This window comes from Nocardia suismassiliense (assembly GCF_900269665.1).
Lineage (GTDB): Bacteria > Actinomycetota > Actinomycetes > Mycobacteriales > Mycobacteriaceae > Nocardia > Nocardia suismassiliense.
Genome location: NZ_LT985361.1, coordinates 8,833,527 through 8,847,138, shown reverse-complemented (window position 1 = coordinate 8,847,138; position 13,612 = coordinate 8,833,527). Strand labels below are relative to the sequence as shown.

The window sequence follows — 13,612 nt, the reverse complement described above, 5'->3', positions numbered from 1 at the left end:
GTCATACCGGCATTCGCAACCCCTGATCAAACCCCGGCTACTACCGCGCCCGCCACCATCGCGCCGGTGACCACGGTCCCCCCTGTGACGACCGCGCCGCCGGTCACCACCGTGCCCCCGGTGACCACGACCCCGCCGGTGACGACCACGCCGCCGGTCACCACCAAGCCGCCGGTCACCACCGAACCGCCCGTCACGACCCATCCGAAACCCGCTGAGCCGGAAGATCCCTATGGTCCGGACGGCTACGACGTCTGGGGCTACGACCGGTGGGGTTACGACCGCTGGGGCTTCGACAGGTGGGGTTACGACCGACAGGGCTACGACGTGCACGGCTACACCGCGCAGGGCTGCGCCCGCTCCGGCGAGGACCGGCCGGACGCCGATCGGGTGGCCTGCGACCTGCGTCGCGCACGCCCGTCCACCGGCAGCGCGGGCAGCTGAACCCCGAAACTTCTCGCCCATCGACCCGTAGCGCAGCGAACCGCGCGGCGGGTCGATGGGCGCGGCCGGTCAACCGGCGCAGAGGGCCGCGTCGATGACGTTGTTCATCGCGACCCGGTGCAGGAAAGTGGTGACCGGGTCGGGGAATTGATTCATGCTGAGGGTGACCGCGCGATCCGCCGTCGCGGCATTGACGACGACGAAGCCGGTCATCGCGCCACCGTGACTCCAGCTCTCGAGACCGCAGGCGTTGACCCGGCGGAACAGGCCGAGCCCGAAATCGTCGTCGCGGAACGGATCGCCGGATTCGACGGTGCGTTGCATATCGGCCAGCTGCGCGGGCGGCAGTAGCTCACCGGACAGCAAGGCCATGAAGAACCGATTCAGATCGGCCCCGGTCGAAACCATCGCGCCGTCGGACAGACCCCAGCCTGGATCGATATCGGTGATGTCGACCAGCACGCCGTCGAACTCCTGATAGCCCCGCGGGTGCGGTTGCCGAATGACGTTCTCCAGTGGGAACAACGGCCAATAGGTGTCGCGGAGACCGAGCGGGAGAATGATCCGGCGGGTCACCTCCAGACCCACCGGCTGACCCGTCAGCCGCTGAATCAATTCGCCCGCCAGCAGAAAACCGGTATTGGAATATCCGGTACTCGAACCCGGCGCGAATTCGGCGGGCTGGTCGAGACCGAGCCGGATCAATTCCGCCGGTGACCGCGGTGTCCGCAATTCGGCGACCGACGCAAGACTCAACTGCGTCAGGTAATCGGGTATTCCGCTGGTGTGCTGCAACAGATCTCGCACGGTGATCAGATTCCCGTCGCCGCCGGGCCCGGCGACCACGCCCGGCAGGTATTGCTCCACCGGCGCATCCAGTTGCACCCGCTGTTCCGCGGCCAACTGCAACAGCACCGTGGCCACGAAAGTCTTGGTGTTGCTGGCGATCCGCACTTGCGCGTTGTGCGGGAAAGCGCCGCCGGTGACCAGATTTCCAGCGCCGCTGTCGAGTTCGGTATTCAGACCGGCCCCACCGACCACCAGTTGAGCGCCCGGAACACCGAGTGCCTGCACCAATCGATCGAGTTCCGCTTGCAGCTGTTCGGTGGGGGAGCCCGGATCGGCGACCGCTGAGGGAGCCCCGGTCACCATCGAAACCACCACTGTCACAACGCAGGCCGCCATAACCAGCAAATGCCGCACCAGTTCTCCGATTTTCGTCGCCTGCTCTCCTCACGGCCCCGGAATCGGGTTCACGCACCGGCGAGGGTGACACCACGGCGAATGTTGGTGGCACAACTACGTTCTGGATGGACACTAGAGGTATCCCCGGCGAGCCGAAGATCGTTTCCGACTCGCGCGATCCAGTCCGGTGTTGCGGCTACGCGTTCACGCAGGCCTGGTAGCGCTGACGTATTGCAGCAACCGGTGCACGTCCTGCTCGATATCCACCAGCCCCGCCTCGGCGAAGAGGTCCGGGAACGTCCTGGTGTCGAAGACGCGCAACCCGCTCCACCCGCCGATCACCCGGCTGACCTGCCCGAACGGATTATCCGCGCGGTAGCTGGTGGTGATGGCGATCCGCCCGCCCGGCGCGAGCACACGCAGCATCTCGCGGGTGGCGCCGAGCGGGTCGGGGATCAGATAGAGCGCACCGAAGCAGCACACCGCGTCGAACGTGCCGTCGGCGAACGGGAGCACGCGGGCATCGCCGCGCAAATAACCGACGCGCGGGCCCGCATTGTCGGTGACGGCCCTGGCGAGCATCGGCTCGGAATAGTCGAGGCCGACGGCGAAGCCGTCACCGGTCAACGCCTTGCTCAGGTGGCGGGTGAAATTGCCGGGCCCGCAGGCGATATCGAGCACCTTCTGCGCACCGTCGAGCCGCAGCGTGCGCACGGCATCGCGGCGATCCGACGCCGTGCTGCGCCCGCTGGCCAGATAGAACAGCGTGGGTCGCCAGGCCCGCTCGTACACCGCGGCCAGCGCCGGATGGTTCATGGTGCGTCGTGCCAGGTTCAACCGATCACTCCTGCATTCGTCCGCCGCACTGCCTTCAGGCCCGCGCGACCTCGATGGTCATCCCCGCCGCGCGCAGCCGCTCGGTGAGCGCGTCGCCCATCGCGGCGCCCGGCGTGAGCACGCCTGCCAGCTCGGGTTGCTTGTCGGTGTCGAAGGCCAGGCACAATCCGCTCTCGCCGAGCAGCACCGCCGTCGCCTTGTAGCCGGGGTCGCCCTTGCCCGAGAAGGTCGCCACGTACTTCGCGCCCGAGGAGGTGCGGGTGAACGTCTTCATGGCGAACCACCCACTATCCCGGGCTTTTTCGCTCGGACCGGTGCCCGGCTTCGGCAGCACCCGATCGAGCAGCTTGCGGCCGAACGATACCCGGGACAGCCCCGCGCCCGCGGCCATGGTCGCGACGATGCCGCCCGCCATGCCCGCGGCCACCAGCGGTGCGGCGGGCGAGGTGCCGGCGTTCATCACCTCGCGGTAGCGGAAGTTCTTGCCGTACACCCAGCCGAGCAGGCCGTTGGTCCGGCGCACGATCTTGGTGTTGTGCGCGGCCATGACGAACGTGCTCACCCAGCCGTCCAGGCTCGGGTCGATGGCGCTGGCGCGCGAGAGCGCCTGGTCGGACTGGCGGCCGACGTCGGGATCCATCGACTTGTCCGGGCTCAGCGAGTACGGGTGCGTCAGCACCGAGCCCTTGCTCGGGTCGGCGGCGATCGCCTCCATCATGGCTCGGCCCGAGTCGATGGTGCCGCCGCTGACACCACCCTTGAGCGAGGCGACCAGCGTGGTCTCCTCCAGCTCGCCGGTGTTGTCCTCGAGCGAGCGCCGGTACAGCTGATACACGCTCAGATCCGACGGAATCGAGTCGTACCCACAGGAATTCACGATCTTCGCGCCGGTCGCGACGGCCTGCTCGTGGTACTGGTCGATCGCATCCCGGATGAACAGCGGCTCACCGGTGAGATCGGCGTAGTGCGTGCCTGCCTTCGCGCAGGCGGCGACCAGCGGCAAGCCGTAGCGCAGGTACGGGCCGACCGTGGTGACGACCACCTTGGTCCGCGCGGCCAGCGCGGCGAGCGCGGCCTCGTCGGTCGAGTCGGCCACCACCAGTCCCCAGTCCGCGGCCACCGGGCCGAGCTCGGTGCGCACCTTGGTGAGCTTGTCCAGCGAGCGGCCGGCCAGCGCGATGCGCGCGGATTCCGGCGCGGCGGTGAGCAGGTACTCCGCGGTGAGCTTGCCTACGAAACCCGTCGCGCCGAAAAGGACGATGTCGAATTCGCGTGTGTCTGCCATGGTCTTCCGTTCTGCGGGTTACGCATTGGAGCTGGGCTTCGGGACTTTCTTCGCCTTGGCGCGCGGCTTCTTCGGCGCGGCCGGCGGATGCTCGGCCAGCCATGCGTGATGGGCCTTGCCGAGTTCGGTGACGGGGGGCTCGTCGTAGAGCCATTCACGGGAGATCTGATGCCAGTTCGCCGTGCAGCCGAGCTGGCCGAGCATGCCGAAGGTCAGGAAATCGGCCCGGCGGGAGAACAGGTGCTCCGGCGGCAGGTTCTGCTGCTTCATCCCGGCGAACTCGCTGGCCCTCGGGTCGACGGCGAGCAGGAACGCGCCGCTGGCCAGCTCCGGGGTGATCGTCAATTCCTCGTCGATCAGACACCATTCGGAGGCGGCGAGCACGTATTCCAGGCATTCCTCGGCGCCGATCTCGTCCGGCGAGTCGATCACGCCGCGCTCGATCATCAACTCCCGCAGGTCTTCGGCGCGGTCCTCGGCGGCCGCGCGCAGGCAGGTCAGCTCGAACTGCACGTGCTCGGGATCCATCCGGTTGAACAGGCCGAAGTCGAGGAAGCCGACCTTGCCGTCCTCGGCGAGCAGCACGTTGCCCGGGTGCGGGTCGCCGCAGAACTCGTTGAAGGTGAACAGCGAACCGACGTAGAAGCGGTAGATGATCTCGCCGATCCGGTCGCGCTGCGCGTCCGGTAGCTGGCGGATCTCCTCGAAGCCCTTGCCCGCCACGTATTCGCTGACCAGCACGCGCGTGGTGCTGAGCTCCGGCATCGACCGGGGCACCACGATGAACGGATGCCCGGCGTAGAGCTCGGCGATCTGTAACTGGGTGTTGGCCTCGGCCTGGTAGTCGAGTTCGCTCTCCATGTTGAGCCGCAGCTCGTCGAGCACGGCCGGGGTCACCCACGGCATCGCCGATTGCAGCACCCGGCGGAACATGGCCAGGTTCTTCAGGTCCGCGCGCACCGCGGCGTCGATGCCCGGGTACTGCACCTTCACCGCGACCTGCCTGCCGTCGTGCAGGATGCCCCGGTAGACCTGGCCGATGGAGGCGGCCGCGATCGGCTCGGCCTCGAACTCGGCGAAGATCTTGTTCAGCGGCTGGCCGAAATCGTCCTCGATCACCTGGCGCATCGACTCGAACGACACCGACGGCGCGGCGTTGCGCAGCACCGCGAGCCGCTTCTGGAACCGCTCGCGATGCGCCTCCGGCACCAGGTCCATATCCAGCACGGACATCATCTGCCCGAGCTTCATGGCCACGCCCTTCATGGTGCCGAGCACCATGACCACCTGTTCGGTGGTGCGAATCATCGACTCCTCGGCCATCTTCGCGCGCACGGCCTCGGATCTACCCCGCATCGACAGCCGCGCGCGTTGCGTGCGAATCACCGAGCTGGCTGCGACGGCACCTAGCTTGGTGCCACGAGCAAGCCGAGAGGTCGGTACTTGCTTCGCCATCGAGGTACCTCCATTGGTGCCAGTGCGCGGGGCGGTGACGTGGCCCACTGGGCGCACCGCTCGGGTTCAGAGTAGCCAACCTCGCGGCAAAGTCGAGCCCGTCGTCACACTTTTGCTAGCACCCCAGCTAGCACCCCGGAAGTCGGGCGATTGATCAGTTCGCCGAGTTCGCACCGGGTGTCGGGAGCACGTGCGGTTGCGCGTTGAACACCTCGCGCGAGCCGTTGGCACGCGCCATCCCGTCGATCGCGCTCCAGGCCATCATGGTCAGGTAGTCGATCACCTGTTCGCGCGACATCGTCTTGTTCGTGGTCCACCAGTGCGTTGCCAGCTGGATGCCACCGACCAGCACGTAGGACCAGAGCATCGCGCCCTCGGTCTGGATGCCCTTCGCGGTCGCGCGGTCGATGATCACCGCGGCGACCACCTCGGCGAAGAGTTTCTCGAATTCGGCGAGCGAGGACTGATCGGCCGAGCCGTTGCCCATGATGAACCGATAGACCTCGGGGTCCTCGTCGACCGTGCCGACGTACTCGCCAAGGGCCGAACGGACCAGCTGATATTCGTCCGCGTCGAGGCTGATCGCGCCGTAGACCCGTGGCATCAGAGTGGTCTCGATGAACCGCTGCATGGTCGCGTGGACCAGGTCGTTCTTATCGGAGAAGTACCGGTACAGGACGGTTTTGGAGACGCCGATCTCGGCGGCGATCTCGTCCATACCGGCATTGGAGCCGCGTGCTCGAACAGCGGCAAGAGTGCCGTCGACGAGTTCCTCGCGGCGGTCGATCTTGTGCTGGCGCCATCGGCGTTTGCGGCCATCCTGTCGGCCGGTGCGCACCGCCGCCGGTCGGTCGGCGATCTCGCCGACGTCGACAAGGTCATCGGTGGACAGCGTGGGCTCCCTTGTTAGTCGGATTCTCCGTTCGCCTCCAGCTTATGTCCCGGTCGCTGGTGATATGCGCGTTTGGGTCGGGATGCGACAGGTTGCACATCTTCCGCGCCTCAAGCGGGGCCGCCGTCCGGCACAGCAGAATGGAGCCATGGAGAAAGCTCCCGGCAACATCGCGGTCCTGGAAACGCCCCCGGCGCCCGCGGCGGCCGCCCCGTTCGGCTTCGCCGCGGTCCTCGACGAGGAAAGCAAACGCCGCGACCTCTGGCGGATGAAGGCACTGGCCACCGGACTGCTCGCCGTGGCGACGGCGATCTACCTGTTCTGTCGCTGGCTGGAATCGCGCGGCAGCGACGGGTGGGTGGACTATGTGCGCGCCGCGTCCGAGGCGGGCATGGTCGGCGCGCTGGCGGACTGGTTCGCGGTGACCGCGCTGTTCCGGCATCCGCTCGGCCTGCCCATCCCGCACACCGCGATCATCCGCAAGAAGAAGGACCAGCTCGGCGAGAGCCTCGGCACCTTCGTCGGCACCAACTTCCTGGCGCCCGAGGTGGTTTCGGCCAAGGTGACCTCGGCACAGATCTCCTGGCGGGTGGGCCGGTGGATGGCCGATCCCGGCCATGCCGCCCGGGTGGCCGAGGAGAGTTCCACGCTGCTGCGCGCGGTGGTCGGGGCGCTGCGCGACGAGGACGTCGAGCAGATCATCGACCAGACGATCGTGAAGCGGATCGCCGAACCGCTGTGGGGTCCGCCGATCGGCCGGGTGCTCGCGGAGTTGCTCGCCGACAACCGGCAGCTCGCGCTGATCGATCTGCTCGCCGAGCGCGCGCACCAGTGGGCGCTGGGTTCGCAGGAGACGATCGACCGCATCGTCTTGCGCGACGCACCGCAGTGGGCGCCGAAATTCGTCAATATTCTGCTGTCCGAACGGATCTACCGGGAACTGGTCGAGTTCACCTGGAAGGTCCGGTCCAATCCCGAGCACGAGGTGCGGCTCGCGGCGAATCGTTTTCTCGAGGAATTCGCCGACGATCTGCAGCACGACGACGCGATGATCAAGAAGGCCGAGCGGATCAAGGCGCAGATCATGGGCCGCGAGGAAATCACCGGGATGGCCGAGGCGACCTGGCGCGCGGCCAAACGTTTGATCTTGGAATCGGCCGACGACCCGAACAGCACGCTGCGGCGTAAGGTCGGCGAGAACGTGCAGCAACTCGGCGAGCGGCTGCGCGACGACGCCGACATGCGCGCGAAGGTGGACGGCTGGATCGACCGGGGGGCAAGGTATCTCGTGGAGAACTATGCCGGGGAGATCAGCACCCTGGTCACCGATACGGTTGCCAGGTGGGATGCGGACGAGGCAAGTAAGAAGATCGAATTGCAGGTCGGGCGTGATCTGCAATTCATCCGCATCAACGGAACGGTCGTCGGTTCGCTTGCGGGCCTGGCGATTTACACGATCTCGCAGTTGATGTTCGGCGGCTGAGCAGCAGCGCGCCGAATGTTTGCCGAGAGGGTGCTAGCAGACTGCTTGCAATAGTTAGCACCCTGCCCTAGAATTGAACTCGTACAACCGCCAGAAGGTGAGTGATGGCAGACCAGCCCGAGGTTTCCGCCGAGTACACCGATAGTTCGGCCGAGCAATCGGCCGGCGTCGGAGAAAAAGCGGCCCGCGTGGTGAACGCGGCGCACGACATCGGAGGCTTCATCAGGGCACAGCGAGAGGCCGCGCAAGTCTCGCTGCGTCAGCTCGCCACCCTTGCGGGAGTGAGCAATCCGTACCTCAGCCAGATCGAGCGCGGATTGCGCAATCCATCCGCCGAGGTACTCGCGCAGATCGCCAAGGCACTGCGGGTGTCTTCGGAGGTGTTGTACGTCCGGGCCGGCTATCTCGAACAGCGGCCACACAGCCCGGTCCGGGATGCCCTGCTCGCCGATACGTCGATCAGCGAACGGCAAAAGCAGGTGCTGCTCGAAATCTATGAATCGTTTCGCCGGGAAAACGGAGGGAACGAGCCCGGGGGGGATGGGGACAGCGTCGTTCCGCGCACACCAACCGAAACTCCGCCACGCCAGGAGAACGAAGAAACATGACCGAGAAGAACCCGACCGTGACCAAGCCGCTGCTCGCTACCGTCGGTGCGGGCGACGCCATCTACGCCGTCGTGACCGATGTCGTCACCCAGGTGCGTGAGCGCGCCGCCTCGACCGACGTCTCCGCCCGGGTCGACGAGGCCCGCGAGCGCTTCGCCAACGTGCCCGCCGACGTGCAGGCCCAGTTCGAGACGCTGCGCGAGCGGCTCGCCGGACTGCCCTCGGAACTGCCGGAGGACCTCGCCGAGCTGCGCGAGAAGTTCACCCCCGAGGAACTGCGCACGCTGGCCGACAAGTACTACCACCAGGTGCTCGACATCTACGCCGATCTCGCCGTGCGCGGCGAGGAGACCGTGGAGCGGCTGCGCGCCAACCACCTGGTCGAGGAGCAGATCGAGCGCGTCGAGACGCTGTACAAGGACGCCGCCACCCGCGCGGAGGACGTGCTGGGCCGGGTCAACGGCCTGCTCGGCCGCCCGGCCAAGGTCGAGGGCGAGGCGCCCGCGCCGGTCGTCGACGCCGAGGTCGTCACGGTGACCACCGAGACCACCCCGGCCCCCGAGGAGAACGGTGCGCCTGCCGCGCCTGCCGCCCCCGCAGCGCCTGCCGCCAAGAAGGCCGCCCCGGCCAAGAAGGCCCCCGCGAAGAAGGCCGCGCCCAAGAAGGCATGAGCTGACCGATACACCGTGCGTTCCGAGCGTTGATTCGTAAGGGCCGCAAGGGTATTGGAGTTCGACCGAGCAACGCCCCCGCACACTCTGGTGTGCGGGGGCGTTGCTCGTATGATGGGTGAGGTGAATATGGTGCACGGATTGACCGGGATGATCCTGCTCGTGCTGTGGCTGGCGGCGCTAGGCGCGACGATCTTTGCGCTGATTCATGCCGTGCGGCAGCGTCCGGACGCGTTTACCGCGGTGGACAAACTGACCAAGCCGATCTGGCTGGCGATCCTCGGGGTCGCGGTGCTGCTGCTTCTGCTCTCGCCCGCGGGTCTCGGGCTGCTCTCCTTCATCGCCATCATCGCCACCGGCATCTACCTGGCCGATGTTCGGCCGAAGGTGGACGAGGTGCAGCGGGGGCCACGCTGGTAATCGACGAATACTCGATAACTTTTGCGGTGCTAGCACTAGCTAGCGGCACGAATCGGAGTTACTGTATCGAGCAGTAACACAAAGGAGTGTCCGATGCGTGCCAAGCTGCCGACTGCGTTGGTGAACTTCCCGGGTCAGCTTCGGGGGTTGCTCGACGCACACCGCGCGAACCTGCGGTCCCGTACCTACGCGACCACGGCGTTCAACCCGCCCACCGTCGTGCCCGAGGTGATCCCGGTGACCACCCGCGACGGTGTCCGGCTCCGCGTCCACTCCTACGGCCCCGCCGACCGCCCGGTGATCGTGCTGGTGCACGGCTGGACCTGCTGCATCGAATACTGGAACGCCCAGATCAACGCCTTCGCCGGCGAGTACCGCGTGGTCGCCTACGATCAGCGCGGCCACGGCGAGAGCGAATACGGCACCAGCATGCTGAGCATGGAGCTGCTCGCCGACGACCTGGATGCCGTGCTCACCGCGGCGCTGCGGCCGGGCCAGCGGGCCGTGCTGGTCGGCCACAGCCTCGGCGGCATGACGCTGCAGGCGTGGGCCGCGCGCTATCCCGAACAGGTCGCCGAGCAGGCGCTCGCTGTGCTGCTCACCAATACCGCGGCCGATCGGCTCGTCTTCGAGACCACCGTGGTGCCGCTGCTGAACCGGCCGATGCGGCTGCTGGAGCTGAAGGTGCCGCTGCCGTTCCTGTTCGGCCGCCTCGGGCTCGGCGCCCCGCTCGTCTTCCCGCCGATCGCGCCGGTGCGGTGGCTGTTCGCGCGGTCGATCATGACCACCAAGGCCAAGGGCGACCTGCTCGACTTCAGCATGGCCATCGTGCGGTCGTGTCCGGCCATGGTGCGGGCCAGGTTCGGCAGGCTGCTCGCCGATATGAATGTCGGTGAGGGTGCGCGGAACCTGGTGGTGCCCACCACGGTGATCGCCGGATCGTTCGATGACATGACGCCCGTGGTGCATTCCGAGCGGATCGCGGAAATGCTCAGGGAGACGGGCCATCTCGCGCGCTTCACCGAGCTGCCGACCGGACACCTCGGCAATACCGAGGCCTACGAGCAGTTCAACGAGGAATTGGCGCGCGTCCTCGAATCGGTGCGCCCGCGCCGCGCGGAGATCGCGGGCTGATTCCCCAGCTGCGCCCGGTCAGGTGAATACGACCGTGCGACGGCCGTGCACGAGCACCCGGCCCTCCAGATGCCAGCGCAGGCCACGCGCGAGCACGACACGTTCGATGTCGCGGCCCTGCCGGACCATGTCGCGCACGTCGTCGGCGTGGTCGATGCGGCTCACGTCCTGCTCGATGATCGGGCCCGCGTCCAGCTCCGCGGTGACGTAATGGCAGGTGGCGCCGATCAGCTTCACCCCGCGCGCGAACGCCTGGTGGTACGGGCGGGCGCCGACGAACGAGGGCAGGAAGCTGTGGTGGATATTGATCGCCCGCCCTGCCCAGTGCGCGCACAGTTCCGGCGGCAGCACCTGCATGAAACGGGCGAGCACCACCGCGTCCGGGTGGTGCGAGTCGACCAGCGCCTGTAGTTCGGCGAAGGCGGGCCCACGGTCGGCCGGGTCCTTCGGAAACGGCACGTGATGGAACTTCACCCCGTGGGCGTCGCACATCTCGGCCAGATCGGGGTGATTACCGATCACCGCCTCGATCGTCGCGGGCAACTCACCGCTGGCGGCGCGCCCTAGCAGGTCGTGCAGGCAGTGCCCATCCTTGCTGACCAGCAGCACCGCTCTGCGCCGTGCACCGGAGTCGAGTAGCTGCCACTCCGTCTCCGGCCCCAGCTCGGCGGCCACGCCCGCGAATCGGTCGCGCAGTTCCGCGAGACCGAACGGCACCGTCGCGGCCTTGATCGCCTGCCGGGTGAAGAACCAGCCGTTGTCGGTGTCGGAGTGATAGCCCGCCTCCACGATCGACCCGCCGAACTCGGCGATGAACGAGGTGATCCGGGCGATGATGCCGGGACGGTCGGGGCAGCCGAGCGTCAGCACGAAGCGTCGATCGTCCAGGGCGGGTGGAGCGGAACTCATGCCGCTCATCCTTCCAGGTCAGCGTGGAAAGGAGAGCAGGAGGTTTGCTGGGATGCGACAGGGGAGCGGTCAGAGATCGTAAAACGGTTCGGGATAGTGGAATTCGCCCGTGATGCGAGGGTCGTAGGCGCTGAGCGGGCGGACCTGGAAGTGCGATATCCAGGCGGGGACGTCGGGGGTGATGCCGAGGCGCGCGGCCGGGACGAAGCCGAATTGCGGGTAGTAGTCGAGGTGACCGAGCAGGCAGACCAGTGGTTCGTCGAGGGCGTCGGCGGCGCCGAGGGCCGCGTGCATGAGCGCGGAGCCGACACCGCTGTGCTGGTGTTCGGCGACGACACCGATCGGACCCAGCGCGAGCACAGGGAAGGGGCCGACGGCGGCCCTGGTGAGGCAGACGTGGCCGATGACGGTTTTGTACTCGACCGCCACCATCGAGAGGGTCGGGATCCAGCCGGGGTCGCTGCGCAGCCGGGCGACCAGATCGACCTCGGGGGGATCGGCACCGTCGTCAGTCGGCGGTTCATCGGTACGGTCGCCGTCCGCCTGAAGCGGACCGAACGCGCTGCGATGGACGGCGGCGATCTCGGCGATGTCGTCGGCGCGCTCGCGACGGATCAGCACGGTGTCGTCTCCTCCCGAACAAAGTAGGGGCCCATCCGCACACGTTAATCAGTCGACCGCTGCGTCACTACCGGCGATCTGTCACCAGTACGAGTGTGCGGGAGTGTCGCCAGGCGCGCAACGGAATTCGCCACCGGTGTGCCAGACTCTCAGCTCATGGCAAGTTCCGCGTCACTCACCAGGGCCGAAGTGGCCGCCATGATCGATCACACACTGCTGGCGCCGGGGGCGACCCCCGACGACGTCGCCGCGTTGATCTACGAAGCCCGCGAACTGGGGGTGCTGGCGATCTGCGTGTCTCCGTCGATGCTGCCGGTGCGCGCGCAGGGGTTGGTGGTCGCGACCGTCGCCGGATTCCCGTCCGGCAAACATCATTCGCTGGTGAAGGGCGCCGAGGCCCGGCTCGCGGTGGACCAGGGCGCGACCGAGGTGGACATGGTCATCGACGTCGGCGCGGCGCTGGCCGGCGACTACAACGCGGTGCTCTCCGACATCGTCACGGTGCGCGAGGCGATCGGCGACCGTGCGGTACTCAAGGTGATCATCGAGGCCGCCGCGCTGCCGGACGCCGCGATCGTGGAAGTCTGCCGGGTCGCCGAGCGCGCGGGCGCGAATTTTGTGAAGACCTCCACCGGTTTTCACCCCGCGGGCGGCGCCAGCGTGCACGCGGTCGAGCTGATGGCGGCGACCGTCGGCGGGCGGCTCGGGGTCAAGGCGAGCGGCGGTATCCGCACCGCCGAGGCCGCGGCGGAACTGATCGCGGCGGGCGCGACGCGACTCGGGTTGTCGAAGTCGCGCGAGGTGCTCGACGGGTTCCCCGCTTGAGCCGGCGCTGAGTTCGGACCGTCGCCGGCTCAGGCGCAGGTGGCGTTCGCGTTCTCGGCGGCGGGCAGCTCGGCGCGACCGCCCGCGAGCTTGACCGCGATGCCGTCGTCGGTCACCTTCACCTCGGTCGGCGCCATGTTGTACGGGTAGCTCTGCAGGCTCTTGGTGAACACCTCGACGATGCCCTGCACCAGGTCGGTGGGCAGGCCCATGCCGAGCAGCTGCGCCGACATCGTCTCCACCTCGATGACCCCGCCCTTGATCACCGGCTTGACCTGCAACTGAGCCAGCCCGCCGAGCACGTCCAGGGTGAGCATGTCCGAGGCCGCCGACGAGCGCACGCCGCTGACCAGGCCGCCGAGCGTCTGCCGGATGCCGTCGTTGTGCCAGCTGACGTCGGCGGACGAACTGCCGATCACGCCGCCGCCGCGGCCGTTGTCGGTCACCTCGACGCCGTGGAACTCGGCGTGCACCACCATGCCGACCGCGGGGCCGAACTTGGTGTCGTCGCTGTCCACCTTCACCGTCGGCACCTTGCCGTCGATCCAGGTGATCAGCATCGGTTTGGCACCGAAGCCGACATCGATCTTCGAGCCCATCTCCTTCTCGAATTGCGTACTGATGCACTGGGAGACGGTGTGCCTGGCGTACGCCTCGCCGCCGGCCAAGGCCGTGGCCAGCAGGATCGCTACCACGGTCAGGGCGATCAGCAGGGCTCGCCGGGTGATCGTCTTGGTGGGCCTTGGCTGCGTACTCATGCGGCTGATTCTTCCCGACGTTTCTGTGCCGTCTCTGAGGGGGCGATGAGGGGTTCGAATGTGACATGTGACACAGGATTCGAGC

General features: G+C 67.4%; 15 protein-coding genes. 7 read left to right on the top strand and 8 right to left on the bottom strand.

The annotated features are described in order from the left end of the window. Positions 1–84 precede the first annotated feature (84 nt). Entirely contained in the window at positions 85–444 is a 360-nt protein-coding gene (locus DBO33_RS39730) for a hypothetical protein (RefSeq protein ID WP_159080740.1), read from the top strand. Positions 445–513: 69 nt separating this feature from the next. Here the strand turns inward: DBO33_RS39730 and DBO33_RS39725 are convergent, their stop codons facing one another. The 5 genes from DBO33_RS39725 to DBO33_RS39705 all read right to left on the bottom strand — a co-directional run bounded on the left by DBO33_RS39725 (position 514) and on the right by DBO33_RS39705 (position 6,044). Beyond that, a complete protein-coding gene (locus DBO33_RS39725) occupies positions 514–1,596 on the bottom strand; it encodes a serine hydrolase domain-containing protein (RefSeq protein ID WP_159080739.1) in 1,083 nt (360 codons plus the stop codon). A 237-nt stretch (positions 1,597–1,833) separates the two neighbouring features. Next, positions 1,834–2,466, bottom strand: coding sequence for a class I SAM-dependent methyltransferase (locus tag DBO33_RS39720; protein ID WP_107659608.1), 633 nt, complete (start codon positions 2,464–2,466; stop codon positions 1,834–1,836). 34 nt (positions 2,467–2,500) lie between these two features. Beyond that, the gene (locus tag DBO33_RS39715) at positions 2,501–3,751 is read right to left on the bottom strand and encodes a saccharopine dehydrogenase family protein (RefSeq protein ID WP_107659607.1); all 1,251 of its coding nucleotides are present in this window, start codon (positions 3,749–3,751) and stop codon (positions 2,501–2,503) included. Between the two features lie 18 nt (positions 3,752–3,769). Further along, a complete protein-coding gene (locus DBO33_RS39710; protein WP_107660994.1) occupies positions 3,770–5,206 on the bottom strand; it encodes an ABC1 kinase family protein in 1,437 nt (478 codons plus the stop codon). A 154-nt stretch (positions 5,207–5,360) separates the two neighbouring features. Further along, the gene (locus tag DBO33_RS39705) at positions 5,361–6,044 is read right to left on the bottom strand and encodes a TetR/AcrR family transcriptional regulator (RefSeq protein ID WP_107659606.1); all 684 of its coding nucleotides are present in this window, start codon (positions 6,042–6,044) and stop codon (positions 5,361–5,363) included. A gap of 202 nt (positions 6,045–6,246) precedes the next feature. On the opposite strand from DBO33_RS39705, the gene DBO33_RS39700 reads away from it, so the two are divergent. From DBO33_RS39700 to DBO33_RS39680, 5 genes are all read left to right on the top strand, one after another. Beyond that, positions 6,247–7,581, top strand: coding sequence for a DUF445 domain-containing protein (locus DBO33_RS39700; RefSeq protein WP_186818796.1), 1,335 nt, complete (start codon positions 6,247–6,249; stop codon positions 7,579–7,581). A gap of 104 nt (positions 7,582–7,685) precedes the next feature. Continuing rightward, on the top strand, positions 7,686–8,189 hold the full coding sequence (locus DBO33_RS39695) for a helix-turn-helix domain-containing protein (RefSeq protein ID WP_107659605.1): 504 nt from the start codon (positions 7,686–7,688) through the stop codon (positions 8,187–8,189). Next, positions 8,186–8,860: a heparin-binding hemagglutinin gene (locus tag DBO33_RS39690; protein WP_107659604.1), complete on the top strand. Its 675-nt coding sequence runs from the start codon at positions 8,186–8,188 to the stop codon at positions 8,858–8,860. Before DBO33_RS39695 ends, DBO33_RS39690 begins: the two co-directional genes overlap by 4 nt. A gap of 114 nt (positions 8,861–8,974) precedes the next feature. Continuing rightward, on the top strand, positions 8,975–9,280 hold the full coding sequence (locus tag DBO33_RS39685) for a DUF2516 family protein (RefSeq protein ID WP_107659603.1): 306 nt from the start codon (positions 8,975–8,977) through the stop codon (positions 9,278–9,280). A gap of 93 nt (positions 9,281–9,373) precedes the next feature. After that, a complete protein-coding gene (locus DBO33_RS39680; protein ID WP_107659602.1) occupies positions 9,374–10,414 on the top strand; it encodes an alpha/beta fold hydrolase in 1,041 nt (346 codons plus the stop codon). Positions 10,415–10,432: 18 nt separating this feature from the next. Here the strand turns inward: DBO33_RS39680 and purU are convergent, their stop codons facing one another. After that, complete coding sequence (gene purU / locus DBO33_RS39675) at positions 10,433–11,323, bottom strand: formyltetrahydrofolate deformylase (RefSeq protein ID WP_107659601.1); 891 nt, start codon at positions 11,321–11,323, stop codon at positions 10,433–10,435. 69 nt (positions 11,324–11,392) lie between these two features. After that, complete coding sequence (locus DBO33_RS39670) at positions 11,393–11,944, bottom strand: GNAT family N-acetyltransferase (protein ID WP_107659600.1); 552 nt, start codon at positions 11,942–11,944, stop codon at positions 11,393–11,395. Between the two features lie 156 nt (positions 11,945–12,100). On the opposite strand from DBO33_RS39670, the gene deoC reads away from it, so the two are divergent. Then, entirely contained in the window at positions 12,101–12,769 is a 669-nt protein-coding gene (gene deoC, locus DBO33_RS39665) for a deoxyribose-phosphate aldolase (RefSeq protein ID WP_107659599.1), read from the top strand. Between the two features lie 29 nt (positions 12,770–12,798). On the opposite strand, the gene DBO33_RS39660 is transcribed toward deoC, so the two are convergent. Continuing rightward, positions 12,799–13,527 carry an LmeA family phospholipid-binding protein gene (locus DBO33_RS39660; RefSeq protein WP_107659598.1) on the bottom strand — a complete coding sequence of 243 codons (729 nt, stop codon included), beginning with the start codon at positions 13,525–13,527 and terminating at the stop codon, positions 12,799–12,801. Positions 13,528–13,612: the final 85 nt, after the last annotated feature.

Coding starts and splice junctions, on each gene's coding strand:
- DBO33_RS39685 (WP_107659603.1), top strand. CDS start 8,975: ATGGGTGAGGTGAATATGGTGCACGGATTGACCGGGATGATCCTGCTC.
- DBO33_RS39660 (WP_107659598.1), bottom strand. CDS start 13,527: ATGAGTACGCAGCCAAGGCCCACCAAGACGATCACCCGGCGAGCCCTG.
- DBO33_RS39725 (WP_159080739.1), bottom strand. CDS start 1,596: ATGGTGACCGGGGCTCCCTCAGCGGTCGCCGATCCGGGCTCCCCCACC.
- purU (WP_107659601.1), bottom strand. CDS start 11,323: ATGAGTTCCGCTCCACCCGCCCTGGACGATCGACGCTTCGTGCTGACG.
- DBO33_RS39680 (WP_107659602.1), top strand. CDS start 9,374: ATGCGTGCCAAGCTGCCGACTGCGTTGGTGAACTTCCCGGGTCAGCTT.
- DBO33_RS39710 (WP_107660994.1), bottom strand. CDS start 5,206: ATGGCGAAGCAAGTACCGACCTCTCGGCTTGCTCGTGGCACCAAGCTA.
- DBO33_RS39700 (WP_186818796.1), top strand. CDS start 6,247: ATGGAGAAAGCTCCCGGCAACATCGCGGTCCTGGAAACGCCCCCGGCG.
- DBO33_RS39715 (WP_107659607.1), bottom strand. CDS start 3,751: ATGGCAGACACACGCGAATTCGACATCGTCCTTTTCGGCGCGACGGGT.
- DBO33_RS39695 (WP_107659605.1), top strand. CDS start 7,686: ATGGCAGACCAGCCCGAGGTTTCCGCCGAGTACACCGATAGTTCGGCC.
- deoC (WP_107659599.1), top strand. CDS start 12,101: ATGGCAAGTTCCGCGTCACTCACCAGGGCCGAAGTGGCCGCCATGATC.
- DBO33_RS39690 (WP_107659604.1), top strand. CDS start 8,186: ATGACCGAGAAGAACCCGACCGTGACCAAGCCGCTGCTCGCTACCGTC.